The 12,838-nt window shown below is 60.2% G+C and carries 10 protein-coding genes; 8 read left to right on the top strand and 2 right to left on the bottom strand.

The genetic code is table 11. The features are described from left to right. The first annotated feature begins 19 nt into the window (after positions 1-19). From nusA to ACQKPZ_RS11020, 7 genes are all read left to right on the top strand, one after another. Complete coding sequence (gene nusA / locus ACQKPZ_RS11050) at positions 20-1,501, top strand: transcription termination factor NusA (RefSeq protein ID WP_003249963.1); 1,482 nt, start codon at positions 20-22, stop codon at positions 1,499-1,501. A gap of 27 nt (positions 1,502-1,528) precedes the next feature. Continuing rightward, entirely contained in the window at positions 1,529-4,057 is a 2,529-nt protein-coding gene (infB, locus tag ACQKPZ_RS11045) for a translation initiation factor IF-2 (protein WP_391135224.1), read from the top strand. 118 nt (positions 4,058-4,175) lie between these two features. Beyond that, positions 4,176-4,574, top strand: a complete 399-nt coding sequence (gene rbfA / locus ACQKPZ_RS11040) for a 30S ribosome-binding factor RbfA (protein ID WP_391135221.1) — start codon at positions 4,176-4,178, stop codon at positions 4,572-4,574. Between the two features lie 3 nt (positions 4,575-4,577). Further along, positions 4,578-5,495, top strand: coding sequence for a tRNA pseudouridine(55) synthase TruB (gene truB / locus ACQKPZ_RS11035; RefSeq protein ID WP_391135218.1), 918 nt, complete (start codon positions 4,578-4,580; stop codon positions 5,493-5,495). Between the two features lie 147 nt (positions 5,496-5,642). Then, positions 5,643-5,912: a 30S ribosomal protein S15 gene (gene rpsO, locus ACQKPZ_RS11030; RefSeq protein WP_012274241.1), complete on the top strand. Its 270-nt coding sequence runs from the start codon at positions 5,643-5,645 to the stop codon at positions 5,910-5,912. Positions 5,913-6,162: 250 nt separating this feature from the next. Then, positions 6,163-8,268: a polyribonucleotide nucleotidyltransferase gene (gene pnp, locus ACQKPZ_RS11025; protein WP_391135215.1), complete on the top strand. Its 2,106-nt coding sequence runs from the start codon at positions 6,163-6,165 to the stop codon at positions 8,266-8,268. Positions 8,269-8,530: 262 nt separating this feature from the next. Then, on the top strand, positions 8,531-8,881 hold the full coding sequence (locus ACQKPZ_RS11020) for a BON domain-containing protein (protein ID WP_012274238.1): 351 nt from the start codon (positions 8,531-8,533) through the stop codon (positions 8,879-8,881). Between the two features lie 70 nt (positions 8,882-8,951). Here the strand turns inward: ACQKPZ_RS11020 and ACQKPZ_RS11015 are convergent, their stop codons facing one another. Then, positions 8,952-9,254 carry a putative quinol monooxygenase gene (locus ACQKPZ_RS11015; protein WP_427537737.1) on the bottom strand — a complete coding sequence of 101 codons (303 nt, stop codon included), beginning with the start codon at positions 9,252-9,254 and terminating at the stop codon, positions 8,952-8,954. Between the two features lie 60 nt (positions 9,255-9,314). On the opposite strand from ACQKPZ_RS11015, the gene ACQKPZ_RS11010 reads away from it, so the two are divergent. Next, complete coding sequence (locus ACQKPZ_RS11010) at positions 9,315-9,728, top strand: VOC family protein (protein WP_010955354.1); 414 nt, start codon at positions 9,315-9,317, stop codon at positions 9,726-9,728. A 120-nt stretch (positions 9,729-9,848) separates the two neighbouring features. On the opposite strand, the gene ACQKPZ_RS11005 is transcribed toward ACQKPZ_RS11010, so the two are convergent. Then, positions 9,849-12,785 (bottom strand): DUF748 domain-containing protein, encoded by a 2,937-nt coding sequence (locus ACQKPZ_RS11005; RefSeq protein WP_427537734.1) that lies wholly within the window; start codon positions 12,783-12,785, stop codon positions 9,849-9,851. Positions 12,786-12,838 lie beyond the last annotated feature (53 nt).

Here is a 12,838-nt window from a genome sequence, read left to right as displayed (position 1 = left end):
GCGCAAGGCGAGGCGTACGATGAGCAAAGAAGTACTGCTGGTTGTTGAATCGGTATCCAACGAAAAAGGTGTACCGCCCGGCGTCATTTTCGAAGCGCTGGAAGTGGCCCTGGCCACTGCGACCAAAAAACGTTTTGAAGACGAAGTCGATCTGCGTGTGGAAATCAACCGCCACACCGGTAGCTACGAGACATTCCGTCGCTGGACCGTGGTCGACGAAGCCGATCTTGATGATCCGGCAATCGAGACCTGGCTGGACAAGATCAAGGACACCCACCCTGAAGCCAAGGTTGGTGACGTGATCGAAGAGAAGATCGAGTCCATCGAGTTCGGTCGTATCGCCGCCCAGACCGCCAAGCAGGTCATCGTGCAGAAGGTCCGTGAGGCCGAGCGTGCCCAGGTGGTCGATGCCTACCGCGAGCGTGTTGGCGAGATCATTTCCGGTACTGTTAAAAAAGTTACCCGCGACAACGTCATCGTTGACCTGGGCAACAACGCCGAGGCCCTGCTGGCTCGCGAAGACATCATTCCGCGTGAAACCTTCCGTGTCGGCGTGCGCCTGCGTGCGCTGCTCAAGGAAATTCGCACTGAAAACCGTGGCCCACAGCTGATCCTGTCGCGCACCGCGCCGCAGATGCTGATCGAGCTTTTCCGCATTGAAGTGCCGGAAATTGCCGAGGGCCTGATCGAAGTCATGGCTGCTTCCCGTGATCCGGGTTCGCGAGCCAAGATCGCCGTCCGCTCCAAGGACAAGCGTATCGACCCGCAAGGCGCCTGTATCGGCATGCGTGGTTCGCGCGTCCAGGCCGTATCCGGGGAGCTGGGTGGTGAGCGTGTGGATATCGTCCTGTGGGACGATAACCCGGCGCAGTTCGTTATCAACGCCATGTCGCCGGCTGAAGTCGCGGCGATCATCGTTGATGAAGATGCCCATGCCATGGACATCGCCGTCGCCGAGGACAACCTGGCCCAGGCCATTGGCCGTGGCGGTCAGAACGTTCGCCTGGCCAGTCAGCTGACTGGCTGGACCCTGAACGTGATGACCGAGAAGGACATCCAGGCCAAGCAACAGGCCGAAACCGGTGACATCCTGCGCAATTTCATCGAAGAACTGGAAGTCGACGAAGAACTGGCCCAAGTGCTGGTCGACGAAGGCTTCACCAGCCTTGAAGAAATTGCCTACGTACCGTTGGAAGAAATGCTCAACATCGATGGCTTTGACGAAGATATCGTCAATGAGCTCCGCGCTCGAGCCAAGGACCGTTTGTTGACCAAGGCCATCGCTACCGAAGAAAAACTGGCAGACGCCCACCCGGCCGAAGACCTGCTCTCCCTTGAGGGCATGGACAAGGACCTGGCGGCTGAACTGGCGGTGCGCGGCGTGGTTAACCGCGAAGACCTGGCCGAGCAGTCGATCGACGATCTGCTCGACATCGACGGCATCGACGAAGAGCGTGCCGGCAAGTTGATCATGGCCGCCCGAGCCCACTGGTTCGAGTAATTAGGCGCGGCCTGAGGAGAGAAGTGCATGACGCAAGTCACGGTGAAAGAACTGGCCCAAGAGGTCGAGGCACCGGTAGAGCGCCTGCTGCAGCAGATGCGTGAGGCAGGTCTGCCGCACACCGACGCCGGTCAGGTAGTGACCGACAATGAGAAGCAGACCCTGCTGACTCATTTGAAAAGCAGCCACAAGAGCAAGGCGGAAGAGCCGCGCAAGATTACCTTGCAGCGCAAAACCACCAGCACCCTTCGTGTCGCCGGTAGCAAAAGCATCAGCGTAGAAGTACGCAAGAAGAAAGTATTCGTGCAGCGCAGCCCGGAAGAGATCCAGGCTGAGCAGAAGCGTGAACAGGACGAGCGCCGCGCGGCTGAAAACGCTGCTCGCGACAAGGTTGACGCCGAAGTTCGCCAGCGCAACGAAGAGCAGGCTCGCCGTCAGGCCGCCGAAGCGCCTGCAGCCGCCCCGGCGCCTGCAGCCAAGCCAGAGCCGGCACCCGCCGCTGCTCCAGCCCCGGTAGTCGCCGACGCCCCTGCGTCCGAAGACGCCGCAGCCCGTGCTGCCGAGCGTAAGAAGGACGAGACCCGTCGCAACGAAAGCCGCACCCGCGATGACGACCGTCGTCGTGGCGAGGCTCCTCGTGTGTCGATCAAGGTCAAGGTCAAGGAGAAGGAAAAGGCGCCGACTCCACGTGCCGCTCCACGCACCACCGACGAAGAGAGCGATGGCGCTCGTCGTGGCCGTGGTGGCAAGAGCAAGCTGAAGAAGCGCAATCAGCACGGCTTCCAGAACCCGACCGGCCCCGTCATCCGTGACGTGACCATCGGCGAGACCATCACGGTCTCGGAACTTGCCAACCAGATGTCCGTCAAGGGCGCTGAAGTGGTCAAGTTCATGTTCAAGATGGGCACCCCGGTTACCATCAACCAGGTACTCGACCAGGAAACCGCTCAGCTGATCGCAGAAGAGCTGGGCCACAAGGTCACCCTGGTCAGCGATACCGCACTGGAAGACTCCCTGGCCGAATCGCTGAAGTTCGAAGGTCAGACCGAGTCGCGTGCGCCGGTCGTTACCGTCATGGGTCACGTTGACCATGGCAAGACCTCGCTGCTCGACTACATCCGTCGTGCCAAGGTTGCCGCTGGCGAAGCCGGTGGTATCACCCAGCACATCGGTGCTTACCACGTGGAAACCGACCGCGGTATGGTCACCTTCCTCGATACCCCGGGCCACGCTGCGTTCACTCAGATGCGTGCACGTGGTGCCAAGGCGACCGACATCGTCATCCTGGTGGTGGCAGCGGACGACGGCGTAATGCCGCAAACCCGCGAAGCCGTTCAGCATGCCAAGGCAGCTGGCGTTCCGCTGGTGGTTGCAGTCAACAAGATCGACAAGCCGGGTGCCGACCTTGATCGCATCCGTAACGAGTTGGCCGTCGAGGGCGTTACCTCCGAGGATTGGGGTGGTGACACGCCGTTCGTCAAGGTATCGGCCAAGATGGGTACCGGCGTCGACGAACTGCTCGAAGCCGTCCTGCTGCAGGCCGAGATCCTCGAACTGACTGCAACCCCGACCGCTCCAGGTCGTGGTGTGGTTGTCGAATCGCGCCTGGACAAGGGCCGTGGCCCAGTGGCGACCATCCTGGTTCAGGACGGTACCCTGCGTCAGGGCGACATGGTTCTGTGCGGTTCCAACTATGGCCGCGTGCGTGCCATGCTCGACGAGAACGGCAAGCCTGTGAAGGAAGCCGGCCCGTCGATCCCGGTCGAAATCCTCGGCCTGGACGGTACCCCGGAAGCCGGTGACGAGCTGTCCGTGGTTGCCGACGAGAAGAAGGCCCGCGAAGTTGCCCTGTTCCGTCAAGGCAAGTACCGCGAGGTCAAGCTGGCCCGTGCTCACGCCGGCAAGCTGGAAAACATCTTCGAGACCATGGGTCAGGAAGAGAAGAAGACCCTCAACATCGTCCTCAAGACCGACGTGCGTGGTTCCCTGGAAGCGCTGCAGGGCTCGCTCGGCGGCCTGGGCAACGACGAAGTTCAGGTGCGCGTGATTGGTGGCGGCGTTGGTGGTATCACCGAAAGCGACGCCAACCTGGCGCTGGCTTCGAATGCAGTACTGTTCGGCTTCAACGTGCGTGCCGATGCCGGCGCGCGCAAGATCGTCGAGCAGGAAGGTCTGGATATGCGTTACTACAACGTGATCTACGACATCATCGAAGACGTCAAGAAGGCCCTGACCGGCATGCTCGGCAGCGATGTTCGCGAGAACATCCTGGGTGTCGCCGAAGTGCGTGACGTGTTCCGTTCGCCGAAGTTCGGCGCCATCGCTGGCTGTATGGTCATCGAAGGTACCGTGTACCGTAACCGCCCGATCCGCGTACTGCGCGAAGACGTGGTTATCTTCGAAGGCGAGTTGGAATCGCTGCGTCGCTTCAAGGACGACGCCTCCGAAGTGCGTAACGGCATGGAGTGCGGTATTGGCGTCAAGAGCTACAACGACGTCAAGGTCGGCGACAAGATCGAAGTCTTCGAGAAAGTCCAGGTTGCTCGTACCCTTTAAGGGTGAGCTGGCTGCAAACCGCTGCTCTACGCGGCGGTTTTCAGCACCTCTTCAGGTAGCGCCCGGTCAGGCATTGGTCTGACCGGGCGTTTGCCGCTTTAAGTTACAGGTAGCAAGAATGGCCAAAGAATATAGCCGTACCCAACGTATTGGCGATCAGATGCAGCGCGAGCTGGCCGAGCTGATTCGTCGCGAAGTCAAGGACCCACGTGTTGGCCTGGTGACTATCACTGCCGTGGACGTCAGCCGCGACCTGGGCCACGCCAAGGTGTTCATCACCGTCATGGGCGAAGAAACCCCGGATGCCGTGCAGCAGTCGCTCAAGGCGCTGAACAGCGCTGCCAGCTTCCTGCGTTTGCACCTGGGCCGCTCGATGCAACTACGTAGCGTGCCGCAGCTGCACTTCCACTTCGATGAAAGCGTCAGCCGCGGTGTGCACCTGTCGGCGCTGATCGAGCGTGCAGTGGCCGAAGACCGCCTGCACAAGGATGCCGACAAGACGGACGCCGAGGAGTAATCGGTGGCCCAGGTCAAACGTATCCGCCGCAACGTCAGCGGCATCATCCTGCTCGACAAGCCGCTGGGCTTTACCTCCAACGCCGCCCTGCAAAAGGTGCGCTGGTTGCTCAACGCTGAAAAGGCCGGCCACACCGGCAGCCTCGACCCGTTGGCAACCGGCGTGCTGCCATTGTGCTTCGGCGAAGCGACCAAGTTTTCGCAGTACCTGCTCGATTCCGACAAGGGCTACGAAACCGTCATGCAGATGGGGCAGACTACCAACACCGGCGATGCCGAAGGTGAAGTGCTGCAGACCCGCGATGTGACCGTTGGTCGCGCCGACATCGAAGCGCTGCTGCCACGTTTTCGTGGCCCGATCAGCCAGATACCGCCGATGTACTCGGCGCTCAAGCGTGACGGCCAGCCGCTTTACAAACTGGCGCGTGCAGGAGAGGTAGTGGAGCGCGAGGCGCGTTCTGTTACTATTAACCGCTTGGAGTTGCTCGAGTGTGAAGGCACGCGTGCACGGCTGAGCGTAGGATGCAGCAAAGGCACCTATATCCGCACCCTGGTGGAGGATATCGGCGAGGCCCTTGGTTGCGGCGCCTATGTCGCCGAACTGCGCAGGACCCAGGCCGGGCCCTTCGCGCTGGCACAGACGGTTACCCTCGAGGAACTCGAGCAAGCTCACGCCGAAGGTGGCAATGAAGCGCTTGATCGCTTCCTGATGCCATCGGACAGCGGTTTGCAGGACTGGCCCATGGTCAGCCTGTCCGAACACAGTGCGTTCTACTGGCTGCATGGGCAGGCGGTACGTGCGCCGGACGCGCCACAATTTGGCATGGTCCGGGTGCAGGATCACAATGCGCGCTTCATCGGTATCGGTGAAGTGAGCGAAGACGGGCGCATTGCGCCACGTCGGCTGATTCGGTCGGAATGACCGAAACCGCAGGGTGAGGCTTTGGCCGAGCCCTACGGGAACAAGGGTGGCTGTCAGTAGGCACGGTCACACCTTTTTTATTAATACAGGGATTTGTCCCTGGCCTATTGGACCCCGCTCGCGGGATCCGTTATCAGGAGAAGCCAAATGGCCCTCAGCGTTGAAGAAAAAGCTCAAATCGTTACCGACTTCCAGCAAGCCGCTGGCGACACTGGTAGCCCGGAAGTTCAGGTTGCTCTGCTGACCGCGAACATCAACAAGCTGCAAGGCCACTTCAAGGCCAACGGTAAAGACCACCACTCGCGTCGTGGCCTGATCCGTATGGTTAACCAGCGTCGTAAGCTGCTGGACTACCTGAAGGGCAAAGACACCACTCGTTACAGCGCCCTGATCGGTCGCCTGGGCCTGCGTCGCTAATAGCGGCCTGGTCAGTGGTGTGCATGGCGTGTCTCATGCATTGGCAGCGCTGCCTGGCAGCGTTGTCTATGGGCACGTCATGCGTATCTCCGAGGTTGGCAGCCTGGTGAAGTCGAGCGGTTTTCCGCTCTTCAGCCAGGCTCCCAGCCTCGTGTTGTATCTGGACGGTCAATGGGGCCGATTCCCCGTTCTGCCCAAGAATTCGCAAGAAACCAGTTCCCCCAAGAGCCACTGAAAAAGGTAGGAAACCGTGAACCCGGTAATCAAGACTTTCCAGTTCGGTCAATCGACCGTTACTCTCGAAACGGGCCGTATTGCCCGTCAGGCAACCGGCGCAGTGCTGGTTACCGTCGATAACGATGTCACCGTGCTGGTGACCGTGGTCGGCGCCAAGCATGCAGACCCAAGCAAAGGCTTCTTCCCTCTTTCTGTTCATTATCAGGAAAAGACCTACGCTGCCGGTAAGATCCCTGGTGGTTTCTTCAAGCGTGAAGGCCGTCCTTCCGAGAAAGAAACCCTGACTTCGCGTCTGATCGACCGTCCGATCCGTCCGCTGTTCCCGGAAGGCTTCATGAACGAAGTGCAGGTCGTCTGCACCGTGGTTTCCACCAGCAAGAAGACCGACCCGGACATCGCAGCGATGATCGGTACCTCGGCTGCCCTGGCTATTTCCGGTATTCCGTTCGAAGGCCCGATCGGCGCCGCGCGCGTTGCCTTCCACGAAAGCACCGGCTACCTGCTGAACCCGACTTACGAGCAACTGGCCGCTTCGAGCCTGGACATGGTCGTTGCCGGTACCTCGGACGCTGTGCTGATGGTTGAATCGGAAGCCCAAGAGCTGACCGAAGACCAGATGCTGGGCGCCGTGCTGTTCGCCCATGACGAATTCCAGGCTGTTATCCAGGCTGTCAAAGAGCTGGCTGCTGAAGCTGGCAAGCCAACCTGGGACTGGAAACCAGCTGTTGCCAACACTGAACTGTTCAACGCCATCCGCGCCGAATTCGGCGAAGGCGTTTCGCAGGGCTACACCATCACCGTCAAGGCCGACCGCTATGCGCGCCTGGGCGAGCTGCGCGATCAGGCGATCGCCAAGTTCTCCGGTGAAGAAGGCCAGCCATCGGCTTCCGAAGTGAAAGAAATCTTCGGCGAAATCGAATACCGCACCGTTCGCGAAAACATCGTCAACGGCAAGCCACGTATCGACGGCCGCGACACCAAGACTGTTCGTCCGCTGAACATCGAAGTGGGTGTTCTGCCGAAGACCCACGGTTCGGCACTGTTCACCCGTGGCGAAACCCAGGCACTGGTCGTTGCGACCCTGGGTACTGCCCGTGACGCACAGCTGCTGGATACCCTCGAAGGCGAGAAGAAAGACCCCTTCATGCTGCACTACAACTTCCCACCGTTCTCGGTAGGTGAGTGTGGTCGCATGGGCGGTGCTGGCCGTCGCGAAATCGGCCACGGTCGTCTGGCCCGTCGTTCGGTCCAGGCCATGCTGCCTGCTGCTGACGTGTTCCCGTACACCATCCGCGTGGTTTCGGAAATCACCGAATCCAACGGTTCCAGCTCCATGGCTTCGGTCTGCGGTGCTTCCCTGGCCCTGATGGACGCCGGTGTGCCAATGAAGGCGCCGGTTGCCGGTATCGCCATGGGCCTGGTCAAGGAAGGCGAGAAATTCGCCGTTCTGACCGACATCCTGGGTGATGAAGACCACCTGGGCGACATGGACTTCAAGGTAGCCGGTACCGCCAAAGGCGTCACTGCGCTGCAGATGGACATCAAGATCAACGGCATCACCGAAGAGATCATGGAAATCGCCCTGGGCCAAGCCCTGGAAGCGCGCCTGAACATCCTCGGCCAGATGAACCAGATCATTGGTCAGTCGCGTACCGAGCTGTCGGCTAACGCCCCAACCATGATCGCGATGAAGATCGACACCGACAAGATCCGTGACGTCATCGGTAAAGGCGGCGCCACCATTCGCGCCATCTGTGAAGAGACCAAAGCTTCGATCGATATCGAAGACGACGGCTCGATCAAGATCTTCGGCGAAACCAAGGAAGCGGCAGATGCTGCCAAGCAGCGCATCCTGGGCATCACTGCCGAGGCCGAGATCGGCAAGATCTACGTCGGCAAGGTTGAGCGCATCGTTGACTTCGGCGCCTTCGTCAACATCCTGCCTGGCAAGGATGGCCTGGTGCACATCTCCATGCTGAGCGATGCTCGCGTCGAGAAAGTCACCGACATCCTGAAAGAAGGCCAGGAAGTTGAAGTACTGGTACTGGACGTGGACAACCGCGGCCGTATCAAGCTGTCGATCAAGGACGTTGCCGCGGCCAAGGCCTCGGGCGTGTAAGCGATTGCACCGCAACAGAAAAAGGGCCTCTCGGGGCCCTTTTTTCATGGGCGGCGGGAACCTTTTGCGGACTTGCATCTTGCATGCAGGTTTACCGTGCAGGTTGCAAAATGCACGACCCATGAAATGCCGGCACTATGCCAAGTAACTGATTTATAAGGATTTAATCGAAGCGACAAAGCTGGCACAGCACATGCAACTACCTTCATACCTGCCGCCAGGACATACGGCGCAGACCTTTCGAAAAACAGGAGTGACCCACATGAAGAAGTTCGCCATTGCTGCCGCTACTGCTACCGCTCTGACCCTGACCATGGCTAACGCGGCATTTGCCCAACAGTCCACCCAGGCCCCCATGACGCTGGCGGCCGGTGAGGTGACCAAAGCCAAGGAAGCAACCTCCGATACCTGGATCACCACCAAGGTAAAGGCTGACCTGATGACCGAGAAAGGTGTACCTGGCAGCGATATCAAGGTTGAAACCAACAAGGGCGTTGTGTCGCTGTCGTCCGATGTTGCAGTGACCGATGCACAAAAAGAGATGGCTGTTGCCATCGCCAAGAAGATCAAAGGCGTACAGGCCGTTTCGGCTGATGGCCTGAAGTCCGAATAAGGGATGTCCCGTCGGCCAAACGGACTTGGCCACCAAATGCTGAAAGGGGCCGCTTTGCGGCCCCTTTCACTTAGTAAACAGGGTTACGCGCCACCAAATCACTCTCGAAGCATTCCTGCTCCATGATCAGTGGCTCAACCAGCGGGCGGCTGTCGCGAAAATGCGCGGTCTGGGTATGCGCCTCATACGCCGCATCATCGCGGTAGATCTCATACAGGTAGATCACCTCCGGATCGACCCTGTCCTGCGACACATCGAACACCAGGCAACCCGGCTCGCTCGCCACCGAAGCAGCGGCATTGACTTTGATCGCGCTAAGGAAAGCATCGGCACATCCGGGTTTCACGCGGGTCTTGATGAACAGGCTATACACAAAGCGCTCCTTTTGTTTTAAATTCAATAGTGAATTGTATACAAAAATGGAGCCTAGCCAATGTCTGAATTGCCTGCCCGCCCTGGCCGCCTGAATGGCCTGCGCCATATTGCCTTGCTGGTACCTAACCTTGAGGAGTGCGAGCGCTTCTACGTCGATGTGCTGGGCATGGAAGTACTGAACCGCGCCAATGAAGACCTGGTGTACCTGACCTGTGGTAATGACAACCTGTCGCTGGGGCGCGGGGCGGGGGCTGCCAACGGTTTGCAGACCTTGGATCATTACGGGTTCATCGTGGACAGCGTGGAAGAGCTGGAGGCCTGGTATCAATACTTCAAGGCCCATGGCGTGACGCTGCTGGACCGGCCATTCAACCATGGTGACGGGGCGCGCAGCTTCCACCTGCTGGACCCGGCGGGGAACAAGGTGCAGCCCCTGTATCACCCGGCGGTGTCTGGGCAGCGGTTGGTGTAAGCCTGTACCGGCCTCTTCGCGGGCATGCCCGCTCCCACAGAAACTGCGCAGGCCTCAAGCAGCGCGCTATCCCTGTGGGAGCGGGCGTGCCCGCGAAGAGGCCGGCCCTGCTATCAGAGATTACTCAGCATCCAGATGCATCGGTGTAACCACCCGGCCATCGCTCTCAGGCTGCCCCAGGCTGGTATCGATGAAATACACCCGGTCATCTTCCAGCTTGCCCTTGTCGACCAGGTAATCCTTGATGCTGCTGGCTCGCTCCTGACCCAGCGTACGCAGCAAGGCGGTACTCTCGGCCCACGACTTGATCACTGCCTCGCGCAGCTTGGCAGTACGCTCGTCACGCCCCAGTTGCTCCCATTCGGCGGGTGGCTGCTGTTTCAGGCGTGTGCGGTAGATACCTTCGAGCATCGCTGGCTTGTCGCTATCGTCCACCACCAGCATCGAGGCATTGGCCGGCACCTTGTCACCGCGGCGCTGCAGGATCTTGTACCAGGTGGCCTGGTATTCACGCTCAAGGCGCTGCTGGGCAATCAATGGGCCGTCACTGGCCTGGGCGCTGGTGCCTTCGATTTCCAGGCGCAGTTCCGGGCGTTCTTTCAGTGCTGAGGCCAGCTTGTCCAGCGACGACTGGGCGTCACCGCTGAGCTCGCTGGAGCCGGGTGCGAAGGCTACGTTGCCCAGGTCTTCCGAGCCACCGCCACTAATCAGCCCGCCAATGAACTTGAACGGGGCTTGCGCAGCGCGCAGCACCAGGTTGCGCAGGGTCTGCCAGACGATCGGCATCACGCTGAACTGTGGGTTGTTGAGGTCGCCCGTCACCGGCAGCTCGATCGAGATCTTGCCCTCGGTGTCTTTCAGCAATGCCACCGCCAGACGGATCGGCAAGTCGACCGCATCCGGGCTGTCGACTTTCTCACCCAGTTGCAGCTGCTCCACCACGACCTTGTTCTCGGCCTTGAGCTGGCCGTTGGTGATCAGGTAGTGCAAGTCGAGGTTGAGCCGGCCCTTGCGAATGCGGAAGCCCGCAAACTTGCCGGAGTAGGGCGTGAGGGTGGTCAGTTCGACGCGCTTGAAGCTGGTGGCGATATCCAGGCTGGCCAGCGGGTTGAACGGGTTGAGTGCGCCTTTGATGGTGACCGGTGCGTAGCGGTCGACCTTGCCCTTGACGTCCACCTTCGCCGGCGCCGGCTTGCGGTTGTCGATGGTGCCGATCTGGCCATTGAGCTGCTGGATGGCCGTGGCGAAGTTGGGGGTAAGGGACAGGTCGGCGAAGTTGGCCGAGCCGTCGTTGATGTCGATCTGGCCGATGTGGATACCCAGCGGCTTGTCGCTGCCAGCCGTGGCTGGCCTGGCTTGGGTTTTCGCGGGTGCGCTGGCCGGTTGCGGGATCAACAGGTCGTTGATGTTGGTGGTGCGGTCTTCGTTGATGATGAAGCGCGCATACGGTTGCAGCAGGGTGACCTTGTCGATCGACAGCGTATCGCCGTGCACATAGGACAACCCGTCGACGTTCACCTGCTGCCATTTGACGAAGTCGCGGCTCTTGATGGTGTCGAGGGTGTGCAGCTGGTTGAGCTGGGCTTTGCCGGTGATGTTGAAGGCCAGCGGTGCAGTGTTCTTCAGGTCGACCTTAAGGTCGCTGGAGAGCATGCCACTGCGCAGTTCCAGCAGAATGAACGGGCTGATGTAGGCCTGGGCTACCCGCAAGTCGATGTCCCGGGTGCTCACATCCAGCTTGGCCCAGATCGGTGCCAGGTTGACCTGGCCGGCCGCCTGCAGCTTGCCTTGCTTGCCCACACCGGTATCGAGCTTGAGCGTGAAGGGCGACTGGTTGAGGCTGTCGAAACCTTGCAAGTCAGCGTTGAGCGGGCCGATGTCCAGGGCTACCGGTTCTTTCTGGCTACGGTCCGCCAGGTGCACCAGGTAGTTGCGCAGTTGCACGTCCTTGAGCAGCACTTGCCAGGGCTTGCTCGGTTCTTTGGCGGCTTGCTGCTCAGGCGTGGGTTCGGCGGCAGCCGGTTCGGCTTTTTCTTTCGGCGTGGCCTTGGCGGGTTGGCTGGCGAACAGTTTCTGCCAGTCGAGCTGGCCGTCCTTTTCCAGCGCGGCCCAAGTCTCGAGTTTTTCGCTGCGGATCTTGCCGACGGTGACCAGTTGCTTGACCAGGTCCACGGAGGTTTCGCTCACCTCCAGGCTGGCCAGGCGCGCGAGTGGGCGGCCATCCGGTGCCTTGATGGCAAACGGGGCGATACGCACCGAAGCGTTGTCCAGCAGCAACTCGGTCTGTTTGGCGAGGTTGAGCTTGTAATGGGTATCGAGGCTGAATACGCCGTCTTCCAGCACCAGCGGCACGGCATCGCGCACGTAGGGCCAGAACAGTTTCATTTTCCCCTCGGTGACCTTCAGCGTGCCTTCGGAGGCAATCGGTGACAGGCTGAGGGTGCCGTTCCAGTCGATGCGCCCGCCATTGGGGCCGTTGGCCACCAGGGTCATGTCGGCGCTGTCGTCGGGTAAGGTGCTGAGGTTTTTCAGCTCCAGGTTCATGTTGTCGTAGAGGAACTCGATCGGCTCGCTTGGGCGCGCGTCCTGGAAGTGCAGGTAGCCGTCGGTGAGCTTGATACTGCCGATACGCAGTGGGAACGGGTCGCTGGGCGGCTGGTCGGCCTTGGCCTCACTGGCGGGCAGCTTGAACAGGCCGGTCAGGTTGAGTGTACCGTCCTTGGCGAACAGCACTTCGTTGCGCGGTTTGTCGAGCTCTACCGCCTCCAGGTGCAGGGCTTTGGTCCACAGGCTGTCGAGCGAGAGGTTGGCGTACAGGCGCTCGAAACCGACCTGTTCCTTGCCCGGGTCGCCGATCTGCAGGCCCCAGAGCGTCAGCTCAAGGCTGAAAGGGTTGAGTTCGATCCGTTCGAGGTGGGCTGGCACGGTCGCATACTGGGCCAACTGCTGGTTGGCGATGCGCAGTGCCACACCGGGAAGAATAAGGAAGCCGAGCAGGCTATAGAGGGCTACCAGGGCCACGATTGCGCCAGCGGCGCGAGTCAATCCTTTGTACATGTGTCGCATCGTCTGTCTAAGCAGGAGTGCTTGGAGTATGGCACGTTAAATCA

The sequence above is a fragment of the Pseudomonas sp. NPDC089547 genome (genome assembly GCF_050280665.1).
Classification (GTDB): domain Bacteria; phylum Pseudomonadota; class Gammaproteobacteria; order Pseudomonadales; family Pseudomonadaceae; genus Aquipseudomonas.
The sequence above is the reverse complement of the archived record's forward strand: the minus strand, read 5'-3'. Positions and strand labels throughout refer to the sequence as shown.

Bases quoted from the DNA above. Each gene is read 5' to 3' on its own strand.
- nusA (WP_003249963.1), top strand. From the start codon at position 20: ATGAGCAAAGAAGTACTGCTGGTTGTTGAATCGGTATCCAACGAAAAA.
- infB (WP_391135224.1), top strand. From the start codon at position 1,529: ATGACGCAAGTCACGGTGAAAGAACTGGCCCAAGAGGTCGAGGCACCG.
- rbfA (WP_391135221.1), top strand. From the start codon at position 4,176: ATGGCCAAAGAATATAGCCGTACCCAACGTATTGGCGATCAGATGCAG.
- rpsO (WP_012274241.1), top strand. From the start codon at position 5,643: ATGGCCCTCAGCGTTGAAGAAAAAGCTCAAATCGTTACCGACTTCCAG.
- ACQKPZ_RS11020 (WP_012274238.1), top strand. From the start codon at position 8,531: ATGAAGAAGTTCGCCATTGCTGCCGCTACTGCTACCGCTCTGACCCTG.
- ACQKPZ_RS11010 (WP_010955354.1), top strand. From the start codon at position 9,315: ATGTCTGAATTGCCTGCCCGCCCTGGCCGCCTGAATGGCCTGCGCCAT.
- ACQKPZ_RS11005 (WP_427537734.1), bottom strand. From the start codon at position 12,785: ATGTACAAAGGATTGACTCGCGCCGCTGGCGCAATCGTGGCCCTGGTA.